The 19,531-nt window shown below is 68.8% G+C and carries 12 protein-coding genes and 1 pseudogene; 8 read left to right on the top strand and 5 right to left on the bottom strand.

From position 1 onward, the window contains the following. Nucleotides 1-86 precede the first annotated feature (86 nt). Nucleotides 87-2,114 carry a PhoX family protein gene (locus ENSA7_RS23135; RefSeq protein ID WP_106091504.1) on the bottom strand — a complete coding sequence of 676 codons (2,028 nt, stop codon included), beginning with the start codon at nucleotides 2,112-2,114 and terminating at the stop codon, nucleotides 87-89. A 199-nt stretch (nucleotides 2,115-2,313) separates the two neighbouring features. Then, nucleotides 2,314-3,138: a TauD/TfdA dioxygenase family protein gene (locus tag ENSA7_RS23130; protein WP_106091503.1), complete on the bottom strand. Its 825-nt coding sequence runs from the start codon at nucleotides 3,136-3,138 to the stop codon at nucleotides 2,314-2,316. Nucleotides 3,139-3,358: 220 nt separating this feature from the next. On the opposite strand from ENSA7_RS23130, the gene nrfD reads away from it, so the two are divergent. The 7 genes and pseudogenes from nrfD to ENSA7_RS23100 all read left to right on the top strand — a co-directional run bounded on the left by nrfD (nucleotide 3,359) and on the right by ENSA7_RS23100 (nucleotide 14,078). Beyond that, nucleotides 3,359-5,017 carry an NrfD/PsrC family molybdoenzyme membrane anchor subunit gene (nrfD, locus tag ENSA7_RS23125; protein WP_106091502.1) on the top strand — a complete coding sequence of 553 codons (1,659 nt, stop codon included), beginning with the start codon at nucleotides 3,359-3,361 and terminating at the stop codon, nucleotides 5,015-5,017. A 161-nt stretch (nucleotides 5,018-5,178) separates the two neighbouring features. After that, nucleotides 5,179-8,004, top strand: a complete 2,826-nt coding sequence (locus tag ENSA7_RS23120) for a molybdopterin-dependent oxidoreductase (RefSeq protein WP_106091514.1) — start codon at nucleotides 5,179-5,181, stop codon at nucleotides 8,002-8,004. Beyond that, a pseudogene (locus ENSA7_RS46345) lies at nucleotides 7,916-8,455 on the top strand (molecular chaperone TorD family protein); the annotation flags it as partial. The gene ENSA7_RS23120 and the pseudogene ENSA7_RS46345, both read left to right, overlap by 89 nt. A gap of 543 nt (nucleotides 8,456-8,998) precedes the next feature. Continuing rightward, on the top strand, nucleotides 8,999-9,904 hold the full coding sequence (locus ENSA7_RS46340; RefSeq protein ID WP_443655659.1) for an MBL fold metallo-hydrolase: 906 nt from the start codon (nucleotides 8,999-9,001) through the stop codon (nucleotides 9,902-9,904). A 98-nt stretch (nucleotides 9,905-10,002) separates the two neighbouring features. After that, nucleotides 10,003-10,659, top strand: coding sequence for a carboxypeptidase-like regulatory domain-containing protein (locus ENSA7_RS23110; protein WP_106091500.1), 657 nt, complete (start codon nucleotides 10,003-10,005; stop codon nucleotides 10,657-10,659). 54 nt (nucleotides 10,660-10,713) lie between these two features. Further along, nucleotides 10,714-12,327 carry a phytoene desaturase family protein gene (locus ENSA7_RS23105; protein ID WP_106091499.1) on the top strand — a complete coding sequence of 538 codons (1,614 nt, stop codon included), beginning with the start codon at nucleotides 10,714-10,716 and terminating at the stop codon, nucleotides 12,325-12,327. Between the two features lie 56 nt (nucleotides 12,328-12,383). Continuing rightward, nucleotides 12,384-14,078 (top strand): RCC1 domain-containing protein, encoded by a 1,695-nt coding sequence (locus ENSA7_RS23100; RefSeq protein ID WP_106091498.1) that lies wholly within the window; start codon nucleotides 12,384-12,386, stop codon nucleotides 14,076-14,078. Nucleotide 14,079: 1 nt separating this feature from the next. Here ENSA7_RS23100 and ENSA7_RS23095 read toward each other — a convergent pair whose 3' ends face one another. Further along, a complete protein-coding gene (locus ENSA7_RS23095; RefSeq protein WP_146158032.1) occupies nucleotides 14,080-15,570 on the bottom strand; it encodes a methyltransferase domain-containing protein in 1,491 nt (496 codons plus the stop codon). Nucleotides 15,571-15,581: 11 nt separating this feature from the next. Then, nucleotides 15,582-16,757: an aromatic ring-hydroxylating oxygenase subunit alpha gene (locus ENSA7_RS23090; protein ID WP_106091496.1), complete on the bottom strand. Its 1,176-nt coding sequence runs from the start codon at nucleotides 16,755-16,757 to the stop codon at nucleotides 15,582-15,584. Nucleotides 16,758-16,845: 88 nt separating this feature from the next. On the opposite strand from ENSA7_RS23090, the gene ENSA7_RS23080 reads away from it, so the two are divergent. Continuing rightward, nucleotides 16,846-17,982: a DUF4215 domain-containing protein gene (locus ENSA7_RS23080; protein ID WP_181234023.1), complete on the top strand. Its 1,137-nt coding sequence runs from the start codon at nucleotides 16,846-16,848 to the stop codon at nucleotides 17,980-17,982. A 6-nt stretch (nucleotides 17,983-17,988) separates the two neighbouring features. On the opposite strand, the gene ENSA7_RS23075 is transcribed toward ENSA7_RS23080, so the two are convergent. Further along, on the bottom strand, nucleotides 17,989-19,503 hold the full coding sequence (locus tag ENSA7_RS23075) for a hypothetical protein (protein ID WP_106091494.1): 1,515 nt from the start codon (nucleotides 19,501-19,503) through the stop codon (nucleotides 17,989-17,991). Between the last annotated feature and the right edge of the window lie 28 nt (nucleotides 19,504-19,531).

Raw genomic sequence — 19,531 nt, 5'->3', positions numbered from 1 at the left:
TAGCGTGGGCGAACCTCTATAGTAACTGTTGATCAAAAAAACGCGGGCGACCTGGTCGACGAGGTCGCCCGCGCGGAGCCGTTAAGTCAGTCCATGGCGGGGAATGGGCCGAGGTAGCCGTCGTACGCGGCCGCGTCGGCGGGATCCATCAATTTATCCTGATCGGACTCACCATAGGGATGCTGGATGACGCTCTTGAGGTACGCGAAGCCGTTGATGTTCGGGTACCAATAGGGCGACGTGGTCTCGGCTCCGTAGGGCGTCGTCTGGACCCGGGTCAGCTTGCCGGTCTTCATCTCGTACGCCCAGATCATGTCATTTTGGTGACTGCTCGTGTCCTCGCCGATGATCAACGTGTCGTAGCCGCGAACATAGGTGACGTTGTCGGGGCTGGCGATGCTGTTGACGCTGCAGGTGTTGCCCGCGAACGGGCTGCCGTTCGGGTAGCTGATCTCTTGTCCGACCACGAGCGGGCGCCAGTTCGAGGCGACCCACTGGGAGTCGTAGAGCATCGAGGGCGCGAGATCCAGCGCATAGACAGCGCCGCAGCGGTTGCTCTGGACCCGGATGTCGTTGGGGCCACCGACATCGTAGCGGGTGTTGGGGGCGCCGTTCTTGGCGTTGTCCTCCATGCCGTTCTCGATCGCGGACATCGCAATGAACATCGTGTGATTGTCGGGGTCGACCGCGATGCCCTCTTCTTTGCGCAGCTCCACGGTCGCGCCCAGCATCGCGGCATAGCGACGGCTCTCGAGCCGGGAGGCGGCGAGCTCCATGCCGGGCTGCAGGGCCAGGCACTCGATCCCGGGGTCGCCCGCGTTGATCGAGGTGAAGCCGTCGGGGCACTCACCTGTCGGCTGATCGTTGATGTCGAGCACCGGATCGGCGCTGGCGAACACGTCGCTGAATTCCGTGCCCGCGTCGATCAGAGCGCTGACCTCGGCGTTGGAGGCGTGACCCAGTGGGATCCACTCGATGTCCGCCGACCCAGCCCCACTCGCGCTGGTCTGGTACCACTTCATCGCGTAGAGGTTGCCGGCGCTCAGATCCCCCGCGTTGTCGGCGACGAACATGTACAGCCCGACGTTGGTCCCGTCGTCGGTGATGTAGACGGTGCGCTCATCGGGCATCACGTAGGCCAGCTCGATCGCGGATCGGCCCATGCTGTAGTGCTTGGTGACCGCGTATGAGGCGTCCTCGTTGACGACGACCTCGATCGGATAGCCGTGGTGATACGGGTGGAAGCCGGCAGCCCTCACCTCGTCGAGGGTCAGGTCGATCAGGTCGTCGTTGTTGGCGTCGCTGTAGATGTCCAGCTTCCAGTAGCGGAGCATCGGGATCGCGTAGCCGCCCAGTTCCTCGACGAGCTGGGCCGCCTCGAACTCGCGGGCGTCGGGCGGGTATTCTTCGCCGCCCAGGTGAGTGTTCCACGGTGTCACGCTGCCGGCGCAGGGCACCCACAAGCCGTGGACGTCAGAGAAGTCGATCGCGGCGGTCGAGACGGGGGTGAGCGCTCCGGTGCTCTGATCTTGCGAGAGCTCCGACAGGTACATGCCGCCAGGTCGGGACTCGAATTGCATGACGGAGTAGATCTTGTCGCCGATCGGGAGCAGCGAGCTGAAGTCCGCGTCCGACGAGACAAACTCCGAGGCGTCCTCATTGAGGACCGGATCGCCGTCCTTGTCGACGATCAAGCCAAACGTCCCACCGCCGCCTGGCTGCTCGCCGCTGCGCAGCACGGTGTGAAAGCCGATCTCGTGAATCGTGTGGTCGATCTCGGCGCGGGGCGAGGCCAGCACCGCTCGCTTGGCCTCGTCGGTGGCGGGGAACTCCACGGGCGTGAAGATCAAGCTGCGGGCGTTCTGGCCAGGGTCGCCGGGATCGCCTGGATCACCGGGATCACCAGGGTCGCCTGGATCGCCGGGGTCGCCGGGGTCGCCGGGGTCGCCGGGATCGCCAGGGTCGCCGGGCTGACCGGGGCCACCCGTCTCGCTGGTGTCCCCAGTATCTGCGGTTGTGGTGTCGTCGCCGCAACCAGCTGCGCTGGAGAGGACGAGCACGAGACCGAGCAGGCTGGGGTGGGAGAGCGTCGTGAGTTCGAACGGTTTGCGCATGGATGGAAGGTGGCCACGAGGGCTCCTCCAGCATGGCGACCCAGGGTTTCAGTCGGGTCACATCTGTCGTGTTGGCGCGCTACGAGTCCCGAACATTGGCGAGACGGCGATGCGACAGGGACGTGACCTGCCCGTGAGCGGAGCGTCGCAGAGCTCACGGGTCTTGCTGCGAGGCGGCGGCGATCGACCGCTGAACCGCTCAGATCGGCTTGTCGCCCGCGATCGTGATCCGCTGCATGATCCGGACGGCCGGCCAGAAGTCGTTGACGGGCCGGTGCATGGTCGCGCGATTGTCCCAGAACGCGATGGTCCCCGGGCGCCAGCGGACCCGGCAGGTGTGCTCGGGGATCTCGAGGTGGTCGTACAGATACGCCAGCACGGCGGCGCTCTCCCGCTCGCCGACGCCGACCAGGTGGGTCGTGAACAGGCGATTCACAAACAGCTGCTTAGCGCCGCTGACCGGGTGTGTGCGGATCACGGGATGGCGGCGCGGGGGATTGTCGCGGACGGCGTGGGCGAGCCGCTCGGGCCCGCCCGGCTCGGCCAAGCTCTGGCGAAATCCATGCGCGAACGAGTGGTAGGCCTCGAGCCCCTCGAGGTAGCGCTGCATGCGATCGGACAAGCTTTGGTAGGCGGCACCCAGGCTCGCGAACAGCGTGTCGCCGCCAGCCGGTGGGATCGTGATCGCCCGCAGGATCGAACCGAGCGGCGGCCGCTCCATGAAGGTCATGTCGGTGTGCCAGGTGTCGATCTTCGGCGGCTTGGCCTCGTTGTTCTCGAGGATGTTCACGACCGGGAACCCGGGCACGGTCGGGTATGCCGGGTGAGCGACCGGATCGCCAAACCGCAGCGCGAGCGCGAGGTGATGGGCCGGGTCGATGTGCTGGTCGCGGAAGATCAGGACCTGATGCTCGGCCAGCGCGGCGTGCAGCGCGTCCGACAGCGCGTCGGTGATCGGTTGGGTGAGGTCGACGCCGAGGACCTCGGCGCCGATCGTGGCGGTGACGGGCTGCAGCTGCAACATCGGGTACCGGAGGGTGGCGGAGTCTACGACGATCTGCGCCCGCGCCGATCGGTCTGATCGCTGGAGCCGCTCGCAACATCATGGAACACGCCTGAAACGCTGGCCGCCAGATCCCGATCAGAACCAGGTTTGCGGGCGAACCTGGCCCTGGCACGCCGATTGCTCCGCACCGGTCGTTGGACGGGACACGAACACCCTCACGCGTCAGGCCGGAGCTGTCGTGAACTACGGCTTCGTCATTGACAACACTCGCTGTATCGGCTGCCACGCGTGCAGCACCGCGTGCAAGAGTGAGAACGAGGTCCCGCTCGGGGTCGATCGCACGTGGGTCAAGTACGTCGAGCATGGGGCGTATCCCGACGTCACGCGGACCTTTCAGGTGACCCGCTGTAACCATTGCGAGAACCCGCCGTGCGTGCGCATCTGCCCGGTCACGGCCATGTACCAGCGCGACGACGGGATCGTGGAGTTCGACAAGGACGTGTGCATCGGCTGCAAGGCGTGCATGCAGGCGTGTCCGTACGACGCGATCCACATCGACCCCGACACCCACACCGCGGCCAAGTGTCACTTCTGCGCGCACCGGATCGACGTCGGGCTCGAGCCGGCGTGCGCGGTGGTGTGTCCGACCGAGGCGATCGTCGCCGGGGATCTCGATGATCCCATGAGCAAGATCGCCAAGCTGGTCGCCACCAGCCGGGTCAGCGTGCGCAAGCCGGAGCAGGGGACGGCCCCGAAGGTGCTGTACATCGATGGCGACGCGGTCGCCCTGCACCCCACGGTGTTCGCTGCCAAGCCCCAGCAGCTGATGTTCGCTGACGTGGTCACCGAGCAGGGCACAGCGGCCAATGCAGCCCCGCCGAAGCGGGCGATCAGCGTCGCGGCCTCGGGCGCGACGATCCGGGTCCCGGCCGCGCAGGGCGTTCCAGGTGGCTCCCCGGTTGGCGGCACCCGGGCCGAGCAGATGATCCAGCTGGCCTACAACGCGCAGCACGAGGTCCCCTGGCACTGGCCGGTCCCCGCGTACCTGGTCACCAAGGGGATCGGCGCGGGCATCTTCGGGTTCTTGGCGCTCGGCTGGGGGCTCGGCTGGTTTGGCTTCGACCAGGCGGCGATCGTGTGGGGCGGGCTGCTGGCGATCCTGGCCACGCTCGCGACCACGGGTCTGCTGGTCATGGATCTCGAGCGGCCCGAGCGGTTCTTGTCGATCTTGCTGCGCCCGCAGTGGCGCAGCTGGCTGACCCGCGGGGCCTTCTTGCTGGTCGGTTTCTCCATGATCTCGGGGCTGTGGTGGGCTGGCGAGGCGGCGGCGTCGCTCACCGATGGTGCGTTCGTGCTGCCCTCGCCCGCGCGGGCCGTGCTGGGTTGGCTGACGCTGCCGCTGGCGATCGGCGCGGCGATCTATACGGCGTTCTTGTTCGCCCAGGCCGAGGGCCGCGATCTGTGGCAGAGCCCGCTGTTGCCCACGCACCTGCTCGTGCAAGCGGCGATGATGGGCACGGGCGCGCTGCTCGGGCTGTCGGCGGTGGTCGAGCTCCAGCCTGATCTGGTCGCGGCCGCGCGGCTCGGGTTTGGGGTCAGCCTCGTGGTCGATCTGTTCGTGATCTCCTTCGGTGAGCTGGGGGTCCCGCACGCGAGCGAGCTCGCCGCCCGAGCCGCCCACGAGATCCGCCACGGTCGTCACGCACGCCGGTTTTGGTGGGGCGCGATCGTGCTCGGGCACGTGGTCCCGCTCGCGCTGTTGTTGGTCCCCGCTGGCGCGGTCGGACCCGCGCTCGCGCCGATCCTCGGGTTGCTGGCGGCTGTCAGCGCGACTGCCGGCCTCTACGCGTACGAGTACGTGTTTGTGATGGCGCCCCAGGAGCTGCCCAACTCATGAGCACCCTCGCGGCCAAGATCGCCAAGCTGGTCACGGCGGTGCTGCGGCCAGACTACGCCAAGCACGACGAGCCCGTGATCGGCGAGGGCCAGACCAACGCGGCCGGGCAAGCGCTGCCCAGCTACGGCGCGGCCGAGCGCGAGCCGATTCGCCTGGACAACATGATCGATGTGGAGCACGGCGACGGTCGCATGAGCCGCTACCCGCCGCCCGAGCACTGGGAAGACTGGGTCGAGTGGGACGCCAAGGCCTGGCCGCGCAAGCTCCCGCGCCGCTACGCGCTGATCCCCACGATCTGCTTCAACTGCGAGAGCGCCTGCGGGCTGCTGGCCTACGTCGACAAGACGACCTTCGAGATCCGCAAGTTCGAGGGCAACCCCGTCCACCCCGGCAGCCGCGGTCGCAACTGCGCCAAGGGCCCCGCGACCCACAATCAGATCTACGACCCCGAGCGGATCTTGTACCCGCTAAAGCGCGTCGGCGAGCGCGGTCAGGGCAAGTGGAAGCGGGTCAGCTGGGACGAGGCGCTGGCCGACATCGCCGCGCGCATGCGGGCCAGTCGGACCAAGCGGCGCGACGGGATCATGTATCACGTGGGCCGCCCTGGCGAAGATCACTACGCCAATCGCTGCATCTCGGCGTGGGGGGTGGATGGGCACAATAGCCACACCAACATCTGCTCGTCGGGCGCGCGGGCGGGCTACACCTTCTGGACCGGATCCGATCGACCGAGCCCCGACCACGCCAACGCGCGGGTGATCTTGCTGATCTCGAGCCACCTCGAGACCGGGCATTACTTCAACCCCCACGCCCAGCGCATCATCGAGGCCAAGCAAAACGGCGCGAAGATCATCACCTTCGATCCGCGGCTGTCGAACACGGCCGCGCGCAGCGACGTGTGGGTGCCGTGCTGGCCGGGGTCCGAGGCCACGATCCTGCTGGCGATCGCCAACCACCTGATCCGTCGGCGCAGCTACAACCGTGAGTTCGTGCGTCGGTGGGTCAACTGGGAGGAGTTCCTGGCCTCGGCGCCGGGTCTGCCCAACATGCCCGAGCTGCCGGTTGGGGCGGGCAGCTTCGAGGACTTCGAGCGCTGCCTCGACACGCTGTACGCCGAGTTCACGTTCGAGCGGGCGGCGGCCGAGTCACAGGTGCCGATCGATCGGCTGCGGGAGACCGCGCGCCTGGTCGAGGCCGCGGGCGATCGGCTGGCAGCCCACACCTGGCGCTCGGCGTCGATCGGCAACCTCGGCGGCTGGCAGGTCGCGCGGACCCTGATGTTCCTCAATGTGCTGACCGGCAGCGTGGGGACCCGCGGCGGCACGAGCATGAACTCGTGGAACAAGTTCGTGCCCAAGCCCTTCACGCAGCCGCCCGCGTTCGAGGCCTGGAACGAGCTGCACCTGCCCCACGAGTGGCCGCTGGCCTTCTACGAGATGAGCTTCTTGTTGCCGCACTTCTTGGCCGAGGGCCGCGGCGACATCGACGTGTATTTCACGCGGGTCTACAACCCGATGTGGATCAACCCCGACGGCTTCATGTGGCTCGAGGCCCTGCGCGACGTCGACAAGCTGAAGTTCCATGTCGCGCTCACGCCGACCTGGAACGAGTCGGCGTGGTTCGCCGACTACGTGCTGCCCATGGGCCACGCCAGCGAGCGCCACGACCTGATGAGCCAGGAGACCCACGCGGGCCAGTGGATCGGGTTTCGCCAGCCGGTTCGGCGGGTGGCGCTCGAGCGCGCCGGTCGGGAGATCGAGCACACCCACGAGGCCAACCCGGGCGAGGTCTGGGAAGAGGCGGAGTTTTGGGTCGAGCTGTCGTGGCAGATGGATCCCGACGGGTCACTGGGGATCCGGAAGTGGTTCGAGAGCCCCGTCGACCCCAGCCGGCCCGTGTCGCAGGCGGAGTACTGGGGCTTCGTGTTCGAGCACAGCGTGCCCGGGTTGCCCGCGGCCGCGCAGGCGGAGCAGCTCACGCCGCTCGAGTACATGCGCAAGTACGGCTGCTTCGAGGTCATGCGCGAGAACTATGTGCCCTACGAGGCCGAGCTCTCACCCGCGGCGCTCGCTGGCAGCGGGGTCGGGGCGGGTGGCCTGATCTCGCGCGATGGCGCGGCGATCGGCGTCCAGATCGACGGCGTCGCGCGGGTCGGCTTCACGACCCCCAGCCGCAAGCTCGAGTTCTTCAGCGCGACGCTGCGCGACTGGGGCTGGCCCGAGCGCGAGCACGTGTTGCCGTGGCCGCTCGAGAGCCACGTCTCGCCGGGCAACATCGATCGCAGCAAGGGCGAGATGCTGCTGCTACCCAACTTTCGGCTGCCCACGCTGATTCACACCCGCTCGGCCAACGCCAAGTGGCTCTACGAGATTAGCCACGCCAACCCGGTGTGGATGCACCCGAGCGACGCGGCGCGGATCGGCGTGGCGACCGGCGACCTGATCCGGGTCGAGACGGAGATCGGGTACTTCGTCGACAAGATCTACATGACCGAGGGGATCAAGCCGGGGATCATTGCGATGAGTCACCACCTGGGCCGCTGGCGACTGGCCGACGACGCGGGCGGCAACCCGGGCATGACCGCGCTCGCGCAGCTCGACGAGGACGGGCAGGGCGGACACACCCTCAACATTCTCGAGCACGGCAAGGCCTGGCACAGCTTTGATCCCGACACCAGCCGGATCTGGTGGAAGGACGTGGGCGTGCACCAGAACCTGACCCACGCGGTTCATCCCGATCCGATCAGCGGCGCGCACTGCTGGCTGCAAAAGGCGATCGGCGTCGGCAAGGCCCGGCCCGGCGACAAGCACGGGGACGTCTGCGTCGACACGCGAAAGTCGATGGAGATCTATCGCAAGTGGCATTCGCTGACTCGCTCGGCCGTCGATCACAGCCCCGATGGGAGCCGCCGACCGAGCTGGCTCAAGCGCCCGCTGCGGCCGGTCGACGCCTCGTACGCGCTGCCCAAGGAGCCGTTTGGGCGCTGAGCTCGAGCTGGGCGTCGAGCAGCTGGCGCGGGGGCGCAGCCGGCTCTACGCGCTGCTGGCTGGGTTGTTCGTGCGGGGCGTCGATGCGCGGTCGCTCGCGCAGCTCGAGTCCGTCGGCTGGATCGGGAGCGAGCCTGACACGCTCGACGAGCTCGCGGCGGCGCACCACGCTTGCTTCGGCCTCGGGGTGTTTCCCTACGCGGGGGTGTTCCTGGATCCGGCCGCGCAGGCGGGCGCGTGCGCGGACACGGTCCGCGGCTACTACGAGCAGGCCGGCTTCACGCCGCGGCTCGACGAGCTGAGCGCGGATCACCTGGGCATCGAGCTGGCGTTCTTGTCGTTCGTGACCGGCGCCCAGGCCGAGGCCCACGCCGACGGCCGACCCGAGCTGATCGCCCGCTGTGATCAGATCCTCGCCGGGTTCCTCGACGCGTGCGTGCTCGCGTACCTGCCCGCGTTCGTGTGCGCCTGTGACGATCTTCCGGCGAGCGGCGGCGGGTGTTCGCTGTGGCCCAAGCTCGCGCGCGAGGCCCTCGAGCTGGTCGCCGAGCATCGCAGCCAGCTCCCCGGCGCGCTGACCCCCGTCGCGCTTGCAGCCCCGGACGCGCACCTGCACGACCAGACCACCGGCCTGCGCCAGCTCGCGCAACACCTCCTGACGCCCGCGAAGGTCGGCGTGTTCTTCAGCCGCGCCGACATCGGCGCGCTCGGCCGTCGCCACGCGGTCCCGCGGGGCTTCGGCCCACGCGAGCTGATGCTCGACAACCTGCTGCGCAGCGCCGCCGAATATGGTGCGTTCACGGGTCTGCTCGAGTCACTGGACGCGCTGTTGCTGCGGCGCGACCATGCCCTGGCTCGGATCGCGGACCGCTGCGGGATCGAGCCCGCGATTCAGCCCTGGCGCGCCGCGATCGTCGCCGCCAGGATGTTGATCACCCAGCTGCACGACGCCAGCGCAGCCACCTCACCCATCGCCCGTACAGACAGGTCAACCATGGAGATCGAAGCCTTTTATGATGACGCCACCAGCACCTTGACCTACGTGGTGTTCGATCCCGAGTCGCGCGACGCGATCGTCATTGATCCAGTGCTCGACTACGATCCGGCGAGCTCTGAAATCTCGCATGTCTCGGTCGATCGCGTGAGCGTGTTCTTGCGCAAGCGCGAGCTCGAGCTGCGGCTGATCCTCGAGACCCACGCGCACGCCGATCACCTGTCGGGCTCGCAGGTGCTCAAGCGCCGGTTTCCGGCTGCCCAGACCGGGATTGGCGCCAAGATCACCGTGGTCCAGGCGATCTTCAAGGACGTGTTCGATCTTCCCGCCGACTTTCCAACTGACGGCCGACAGTTCGATCGACTGCTGCACGACGGTGAGGTCGTCGAGGCCGGCACGCTGCGGTTTCAGGTCATCGCCACGCCCGGCCACACGCCTGGCTGTGTCAGCTATCTATTCGAGGACGCCCTGTTCACGGGCGACGCCATGTTCATGCCCGACATGGGCACGGGCCGCTGCGACTTCCCGGCCGGGAGCGCCGAGGATCTCTACGACTCGATCACCAAGCGCATCTACACCTTGCCAGACGAGACTCGGATCTTCGTTGGCCACGATTATCAGCCGGGTGGTCGCGCGCTCGCCTATCAGACCACCGTGGCCGAGCAAAAGGCCACCAACAAGCAGCTGCCAGCCGACCGATCGCGCGAAGCGTTCGTCGAATTCCGGACCAAGCGCGACGCGACCCTGAGCGCGCCCAAGCTGCTGTTTCAGAGCGTGCAGGTCAACGTCGACGCGGGGGCGCTGCCCGATCCAGCCAGCAATCAGACCCGCTATCTCAAGATCCCGATCAACGCGTTTCGGCCCCAGCCCGAGGACCCGAGCGCGATCGTGGGCGAGACGGTCTGAGCGGGCAGTGAAAGTCGGACGCGGGCGACCCGTTGCCCCGCGTGTCACGCCCGCCGCGACGTCTGCAGATTCTTCCCTGCTCCGAGCCCTGGGCGGCCATGCCGGTCGTTCCGGGGGGCCGTCAGTGTGAGCGCTGCGAGCATCGAGTCACCGACACGCAAGCGCTCACCGAGGCCGAGCTCGAGCGGGTCCTCGATGCGAGCGAGACCGGCCGCGCGTGTGTCCGGATCGTGCGCGAGGGGGAGCGGCTGCGGCTCGCCACCGGCCTCGCCGCCAGCATCGTCGCCCTGGTTCTGGCCGGGTGCGCCACGCCCGGTTCGGATCCCTACGGCTCGGTGCTCGGACCCCAGCTCACGCTGATCGACGCCGGGGCACCCGGTCAGATCGGCGGTGTCATCCGTGACACCGCCGGGCAGCCGATCGAGGACGCGTTCGTGATCCTGCAGAGCGTGGCACTCGAGCGCGAGCGCGAGCTCATCACCGGTCCAACCGGCGTGTACCGCTTTGACGAGCTGCCGCCCGGCACCTACACGGTCCAGATCCTCGTGCGCAAGGCCAACGTCAGCAAGATCGTCGAGCTCGGGGCCGACCGCAGCGCCGGCTCCGTGGTCGCGTCCTCGGGCGCCCGGATCAACTTCGAGATCTCACCCGAAGCCATGAACGACAGGGTGCTCGTCGGTATGGTCGTCTGTGAGCCACGCATTCGCATGGACGCGTCGAGCACCTACAGCTCGAAGCTGGTGTGGATCGACTGAATTTCTGGGGGCACGGGTCGCGCGGGCGCGCAGAGATCAAGTATTCGTGACCGCGTGGCCCACGACAAACCCTGGAGCACGAACACCCCCGAGGGGCACCTCGACTACATCGTGATCGGCTCGGGCATGGGCGGCATGTGCTGCGCCGCGCTGCTGGCCAAGCTTGGCAAGCGCGTGCTGGTGCTCGAGCAGCACTACGAACCGGGCGGCTACACGCACACCTTCAAGCGCAAGGGCTGGCGCTGGGACGTCGGCGTGCACGCGGTCGGCGAGGTCACCACGCGCTCGATGCCGGGGCGCCTGCTCGCGCACCTGACCGATGATCGGCTGAAGTGGGCCAGCCTGGGTGGGGTCTACGACGAATTTTACTGGCCCGACGACTTCCGCATCGACTTCCCCGACACGCCCGAGCAGTTCAAGGCCAACCTGCTGGCCGCGTTCCCCGACGAGGGGGAGGCGATCGACAAGTGGTTCGCGCTCGCGCGCGAGGTCGCGGGCAGCATGCGGGGCTACTACCTGAGCCGGACCCTGCCGCCGGGGATCGGGCGCGGGGCCGAGGCCGTGTTCGCGCGCACCGCCAAGAAGTGGTTCGAGCGTCACACCGCCGACGTGGTCGCCGAGCTGACCCGCAACGAACGACTGCGCGCGATCCTGGTCTCACAGTGGGGCTACTACGGGTCCACGCCGCGCCGCTCGTCGTTTGCGATGCAGGCGCTGGTCACCCGCCACTTCCAGTGGGGCGCGTACTACCCCGTGGGTGGCTCCGATCAGATCGCGCGCTGTCTGCTGCAGACCGTGGCCGACGCGGGCGGCTGGACCAAGATCCGCGCCGACGTCGAGCAGATCCTGGTCGCGGACGGCGTCGCTCAGGGCGTGCGCCTGCGCGGCCGCGACGGGGCGCCGGGTGAGGTCATTCGTGCCGACCGCATCGTCAGCGCCGCCGGGGTGTGGTCGACCGTCGAGCGATTGTTGCCGGCCGAGTACGCCAAGCACAGCTGGGCGCGCTCGGTCGCTCGCCTGGATCCTGCGCCGCCGCACGTGTGCCTGTATCTCGGGTTCGAGGGGGACATCCGCAAGGCTGGCGCGGGCGCGGCCAACAAGTGGTTCTACGAGACCTGGGACACCGAGGTCAGCGGCTGGGACGTGGCGCCCGGCAAGCCGGTCCCGCGCGCGCCCGTGCTGTACTGCTCGTTCCCCTCGCTCAAGGATCCCGCCCACGAGCCGGGCCCGAACCAGCGCCACACGGGCGAGGTCGTGACCTTCGTGCCGTGGGAGTCGTTCGAGCGCTGGCAAGGGTCGCGCTGGCAGCGGCGTGACGCCGACTACGACGCGTTCAAGCGAGCGCTGCACGACGCGATCTTGGCCCAGTACCTCGAGTACATGCCCGAGCTCGCGCCGATGATCGCCCACGCCGAGCTCTCGACGCCGCTGACCACCGATCACTTCGTGCGGCCCTACGCAGGATCGATCTACGGCCTGGAGCCGACCCCGAACCGATATCGCAACCCGTGGCTGCGGGCGCGCTCGCCGATCAAGGGCTTGTTCTTCGCGGGCAGCGAGGTGTCCACCGTCGGGGTGGTCGGCGGCATGATGGGCGGTGTGCTGGCGGCGCTGTCGGCCGAGCCGGTCGCGGGCGGGCGCTTGATGATCGAGGTCGAGCGCCGCTGACAGGGCCGCTGCAGCGAGCGGGTGCGTGTCCACCGACAACTCTGGTAGACAGAGGCATGCGTAGGTCGAGCTGTCTCACCGGCCCCGGTCTGTTCCTCTTGCTCGCGTGCACCCCCGCGACCGGCGGGATCGGCAGCGGTGACGGCTCCGGCTCGGACACGAGCGAGGCCGCGACCGGGACCGGGACCGAGAGCGACTGCATCGGCCAGTCTGGGTGCGCGTGCACGCCCGGTGGTGGCTGCGACCCCGGCTTGGCCTGTGTGGAGGACATGTGCGAGCCCGAGGCTGGCGACGGCGACGGCGACGGCGATCCAGCGGGAGACGGCGACGGTGAGGGCGACGGAGACGGTGACCCGGGCTGCTCCCACCTCGGGTGCATGTGTGACGGCTCGCTCGCCAGCTGTGATCCTGGGCTGGCCTGCGAGGACGGCGTGTGTGCGCCGAGCTCCTGCGGCAACGGCACGCCCGACGATGGCGAGGTGTGTGACGACGGCAACAACGTCGGCGGCGACGGCTGCGAGACCGACTGCACGCTCACGACCGTCGCGGTGGTCGCGAGCGGCCAGCACACCTGCGCGCTGATCGAGGGCGGCAGCGTGCGCTGCTGGGGCTTGGGCGGGTCCGGCCAGCTCGGCTACGGGACCACCGAGGACATCGGCGACGACGAGACCCCTGCCAGCGCTGGCGACGTCCCGCTGCCCGGCAGCGCGCTCTCGATCGACCTGGGCGACCTGCACAGCTGTGCCCTGTTCGGTGACAACTCGATGGGCTGCTGGGGCGGGGCCTCTCTCGGTCAGCTCGGCAACAGCTCGAACGTCGACCTTGGCAATGACGAGACGCTCGAGCTGCTCGACGCGATCATGCTCGGCGGCACGGCCACGCAGTTCTCGGCCGGGGGCGCTCACACCTGCGCGCGGCTCGACAGCGGCGACGTGCGCTGCTGGGGCGACAACGGCAACGGCCAGCTCGGGATCGGAAACACCACGCGGATCGGCGATGACGAGCACGCCAGCGCCGCGCCCCTGGTCGGGCTAGGCCCCAGCGATGTCGCGCTCGTGGCCACCGGCTATCGCCACAGCTGCGCGGTCACGGTCGCCGACGATCTGTTCTGTTGGGGCCTCAACGGCAAGGGGCAGCTGGGCCTGAGCACCAACGCGAGCATCGGCGACAACGAGCCGGCCAACGACTCCGGGCCGGTCGACGTGCGCCCGATGTCGCTGCCCAACAACGCGACGATCGCCCAGCTCGCGCTGGGTAAAGAACACAGCTGCGCGCTGTTCTCGTCGGGCGACGTGCTGTGCTGGGGCCACGCGAACCACGGCCAGCTCGGCCAAGGCAACAAGACAAACTGGGGCGACCAGGGCAACGAGCCACCCTCCGCGCTGACGCCGATCAGCCTCGGTGGGCCAGCCAAGGCGATCAGCGCGGGCGACGAATTCAGCTGCGCGTTGCTCGAGGACGGCACGGTCCGCTGCTGGGGCAGCAACGACATCGGTCAGCTTGGGCTCGGACACAAGGACGACATCGGGGACAACGCGAACGAGCTGCCCAGCAGCGTGGACCCGATCGATCTCGGCGAGCTCACGGCGATCTCGATCTCGTCGGGGATCGATCATACATGCGCGGTGCTCGAGGACTACTCGGTCGTGTGTTGGGGCAGTGGCGCCAGCGGCCGGCTGGGCTACGCCAACGCCAACGACATCGGTGACGACGAGACACCGGCCAGCGTTGGGGCGATCTCGCTGTTTTGAGTCAAAGGTCGCGGCGATCACTGACAACGAGCAGTCCGTTGACCAGTGACTCGCGCACGAACCGGGCCACGCTGGCGGCGACCTGCTCGGGCGTGGCCCGGCAGACCTGCGCGTAGTGTTCGACGGCCTCGGTCAGGGTGTCGGTCTGGGCGAGGATCTCGATCAGCGCCGCCGCGGCTTCGCTGAGCTCGCGGTCGCTCGCGTGGCCGCCCTCGAACCGGACCCGCAGGCGATCGTCGCCGAGCCCCGCGAGCGAGCGCTCGTGCACGAACAGCGCGTGGGGGCTGGGCCGCACACGCAGCTGAAGGAGCTCGGCGTCGGGGTGCGCGGCGGCGTCGAGCGCTTGGCGCAGCTCGGTGAGCGCGGACGCGTCGTGGAGCCGCGCGCCGTCGGTGTCGACGCGGGCCGAGAAGCACGGGGCCTTTGCGCTGGGCGGCCGCTCGACCAGGACCAGCACGTGGCGCGTTCGCTCGATCCCCAGCTCGCGCAGGTGATCGCGGTAGGCGATCGCGGCGGCGGCGTAGTCGGGGCCCAGCTGCGAGTGCGAGGTCGAGGCGTAGCCCAGCGCTTGCTGATCCGCGCCGAGCCCCGCCGCGGCCACGGCGACGATGCGCAGGGCCGGATCGTTGACGGCCGTGGTCAGGCGATCGATCAGCGCGTCGTCGTCGGCGGTGTCGAACAGCGCGAGCGCGCGGCCGCGGTCGGACAGGAGCGGCGGCAGCTCGGACAGCATGCGCAGCGCGAGCTCGTCGCCGCGCCGACCACCGTGCAGGTAGGTGGTCGTGGTGACCGAGGGTGGCTGGGTCACGAAGGGCGGCTGCGAGACGACCAAGTCGAAGCGGTGGCCGGCCACGGGGGCGGTGAGATCGCCCGCTTCGAAGCGGGCGTTGGTGATGCCGTTGAGCTTGGCGTTGAATTGGGCGTACGCGACCGCGCGTGGATCCAGATCGACGCCGACGACCTCGCTCGCGCCAGCGCGGGCGGCCGCCAGCGCGAGCGAGCCTGCGCCGCAGCCGATGTCGAGCACGCGGGGGCTGTCGGTGATCTCGATCGCCCGCCACAGCTCGAAGGTCGTCGCGCCCGGGCCCATGACCGGGTCGAAGCGCGCGTCGACCTCGTCGGAGGCGAGCAGCAACCCGGCGAAGGGCATCAGGCGCAGGCTGGCGCGGAGCTGGTCGTGGCTGGGCTGCAGCGCGTTGGCAGAGCACAGCGCGTCGGTCAGGTCGTCGCCGAGAGCTTCGCGGACGCGCGGCGTGGGGACGCAGTCGCGGTAGGCGAACAGCCGGGCCCAGACCGCGGCGGGATCGGACTGGGCGCGCAGCCACGCGTGGACGAGCGGGAGTCGGACGGCGTCGAATTGCTTGGGGGCGATCGCTTCCGCGCGGGCGATCAGCGAGGCGTCGAAGCCCGCGGTCATGCTCGCGTGGATGCGGGCGGACAGCTCGGTCGGGAGCGCGAGCAGGGCGGCGGGGTCGGGGCGGGGATCGGACACGACGTGCTTGGCTACCACGCCGGGGACGTTGATGCATCGAGCCCCTGCCGCAGGGCGCCCGCGTACCACTGGTCGAACGCGTACACGCACCGCTCCGTCTGGTGATACGGCCCCGGCACGCACCCCACCGAGGCCAGCCCCAGCTGCACGCGCTCACACACCGCCCAGTCCTGATGATTCGTCACATCCCAAAACTCGATCATCCCGGTCACATCATCATCGAACCCAGGCCGCGCCAGCGTGCTCGGCGGAACCAACCACTGGCAGACAATCCGCGATCGAGTCGGCGACACCGGCCAGAGCTCATGCGTCAGCAGGTACTGCGGGTGCAAGGCCAGCGTCAGATTCGGATAGACCTGCAGGTATCTGACCAGGCGCAGATCCTCACCCGTGAGCCCACGGATCGGCGGCAAGGCAGTATTGCCCGACATCGAGAGGGTCGTGAATCCATCCCGCAGTCGCATCGGCCCGCCGTTGAAGCACACCCCAGCCGTGAACGAGCCAGTCTCGAAGTCGCTGATTCGGTGCAATTGCGGGTGCAGTAGCTGGCAGTGGTAGCACTCCCCATAGTTCTCGGCGATCACCTTCCAGTTGGCCTCGATCGTATACTCGTGACGAACGGCCCGGCGCAGCGATCCGACCCGGTAGCGGGCGAGGCTGGGCAGATCAGCGAGGGCGTGCGCGAGCGAGGCCGCGCCAGGATCCAGGTTGATGAACACGAAGCCGTCACGCGTCTCCAGCCCCGGCGAGCGCAGCGGGTAGTCCTCAGGCGCGAACGTGGGACCAGCACGTGGCGCGTGCAGCAAGCGACCGTCGAGGGCGTAGCTCCATTTGTGATAGGGACAATTAATCGCACCGCGCAGCCGTCCGCATGGCGCGTCGATCAAGCGCGCCCCTCGGTGACGGCAGACATTGAAGAACGCCCGCAGCTGCCCGGCTTCATCGCGAACCACCAGGAGCTGCTCGTCGCCGAGCCTGCGTGTCAGGTAGCTGCGTGGCTGGGGCAGATCCTCCTCACGAGCAATACACAGCCACATCCGCCCAAACAACGCCCCCAGCTCCAGCGCAAAGATCTCCGGCGACGTATAGAGGTACGGCGGCAGGGTTTGAGCCTGCTCGAAGGGGGCCTGAATCGCGGCGAGCCCGGCGGCGAGCTCGCCGTCACGCTGGGACCGAAGGAGGCTCATGCTCACGATCGATCATAGCGCTGTCGAACGTCGGGGGGAGTCGACCTCGGCGCTTGGATGCAAGTGGGCGCGGGCTTACCATCGGGCCATGCCTCGGCTTGTCACATCGCTGTCCCTCGCTTGCTTGCTCTCGCTCACCGCCTGCTCGGACAACGGCAGCGGCGACGGAAACCCGACGACGCTCGACCCGACCAGCAGCGGCGACGGCGATCCCAGCGAGACCGACAGCGAGAGCAGTGACTCGAGCGGCGACGGAGACGGCGACCCTGGCGACGGAGACGGCGATGGCGACGGTGACGGCGACGGCGATGGAGACGGTGATGGCGACGGAGACGGCGACCCCGGACCGGTCTGCGGCGACGGCAACGTCGACCCCGGTGAAGAGTGCGACGTCGGCAACGAGACCATGTTCTGCGACGCCGACTGCACCTACGCCGTGTGCGGTGACGGCTACCACAACATGCTGTCGGAGCAGTGCGACGACGGAAACATGGAGAACACCGACGGCTGCGTGGGCCCGTGCTTGATCGCCAGCTGCGGCGACACGTTCGTGCAAGCGGGCGTCGAGGACTGCGACGACGGTGACATGGACGACACCGACGACTGCACGAGCGAGTGCGTGTTGGCGACCTGCGGCGACGGCATCGTGCACGCGCAGGACGAGGAGTGCGACGACGCCAACATGATCGACACCGACGCGTGCACGGCCCAGTGCACGGCGTCGTTCTGCGGTGACGGTGTGCTGTGGGAGGGCATGGAGACCTGCGACGACGGCAACCTGATCAACACCGACGCGTGCCCGACCAGCTGTCAGCCCGCGGTCTGTGGCGACGGCTTCGTGCAGCAGGGCGTGGAGGAGTGCGACGACGGCAACATGATCGACGATGACTTCTGCGCGAACGACTGCACGGGCTTGGGCTACGCCCCCTGCTTCGAGTCGGACGTGGGCGTGCTCAACGGTGATCCGTGGGTGGTGTGCTCGATCGATCAGAACGGAGCCTGGGTATCTGCGAGTACCTCGGGGACCTACCAGGCCGACCAGATCTGTAATTTCCTGGGGTTCAACACGCTCTCCGAGTGGGGCGGGACCTGTGGCAACGTGTGTGGCTTTTGCGAGAACGACACCACTTGCGAGAACACTGGCGACATGAACTTCAACGGCGGCGGCGACACCAACTGGCCGCAGCTGGCGTTCACGGTCCACTGGCTGTGCACGAACGAGTAGCGCGGCTCAGACCAGCGCCTGAAGCAGCTGCGCAAACCCGAGCAGCCACGCGTCCCAACCATCGGCGTGCAGGGTGTGCGGCTCGGTCCCCCGCCCGGCGTCGATCCACACCCGCGGTCGGGCGTGATCCAGGCTCAGGGCGTGCTCGCGGTACTCGGCCGCACTGCCGGGCTCATCGGGCTCGGAGGCCACGAACTCGGCCCCGAGCAGCCACACCAGATCGCTGCCGCCGATCTGCGTGGCCTGCTGCGCGTGGGCTCGGGCCGCGTCGGCGTCTTCGACCTCGATCAGCGTGACCACCCCCGACTCGATGTACTCGCGCAGGATCAAGCGGGCGAGCTCGAGCTCGGGGCGAAGCGGCTGCGAGGTCGACCCGCCCGCGCGGCTCGGCACGCCGATCGTCATGATCCGCAGAACGAGCTCGGCCTCGTCGAGCCACGCGCACAGCTTGCGCACGCCCGCGATCACCCCGCCGAGCGCGACGACGATCCGCTGAAAGGGCACGTCGGCGTCCTTGATCCGGGCGTCGTCGAGCTCGGGCGCGAGCGCGAAGCAGATCGTCCGGCGCTCGCGGGTGTGCACGCTCTCGTCGCGGGTGTACTTGAGCAGCTCCCCGGCCGCCCAGCGAACGTCGAACAGATCGACGTGGCCAGCGGCGCGCTCGTCGGGGGGGTTCATGTAGATCAGCTCGGAGCTGACCAGGCTCTCGATCCCGCCGATGGTTGCGATCGATGCGTAGCCGCCGATCGGGTAGGCGGACTCGTCCTCGACCTTGGTGGGGGTTCGGCCCCGGCTCGCGTCGCTGCGGCGCACTCGAACGGGCAAGCTGCGCTCGATCGCCTGGGCCGAGTCGGCGATCTGAGCCATGGCCAGGCGCAGCGAGGGGCTGTGCAGGGCCTCCAGGTTCTCGAGGGTGTAGAGCTCGACGTCGCCGATCAGCGCGCCACACTGGCGAGCGCCCCTGGCCAGGCCCGCGTAGACTTGGCCGAGCTCACGCCGCAGCGGAGCGAACTGCGGATCGCTGAGCGCCTCGGCGCCGAGCTCGAGCAGCTCGACGCCGTGGCGGTGCAGGACCCGGCGCACGGCCGAAGGGCCAGGCGAGTCGAGCTCGAGCTCGCCCGGACGCTGGGCCTGCCGAATCCGGCCGAGGACCTGCTCGACGAACACGGCGGTCGCGGTTGGGCGCACGCTGGGCTCGAGCCGCAGCAGCGCGTCGCGGGCGTGCTCGAGCCGGTAGTCGGCCGACAGCCGGCCGAGCACGTGCTCTTCGTAGGCGTCGAGGGCGGCGCGCAGCTCGGGATCGGCGAGCACGACCGATGCGGCGATGTCGAAGGGGTCCCGGGCGAGCAGGCGCCCGAGGTCAGCGACGACCCCGAGCGGTGGCAGCAACGCGAGCAGCTCGAGCGTGGACTCGAGCCACGGCCGCACACGGTTGAGCAGCTCGGCGCCCGGCGGGACCCCACGCTGGAGCGAGAGCCCGGCGGCGGCCCACTGATCGACGTTGTCTCGCGCCTCGCTCACGCGGGGGGACGATAGCAGGGGAGCGACG

This window comes from Enhygromyxa salina (assembly GCF_002994635.1).
In the GTDB taxonomy this organism is placed as follows: Bacteria; Myxococcota_A; Polyangia; order Nannocystales; family Nannocystaceae; genus Plesiocystis; species Plesiocystis salina_B.
The sequence above is the reverse complement of the archived record's forward strand: the minus strand, read 5'-3'. Positions and strand labels throughout refer to the sequence as shown.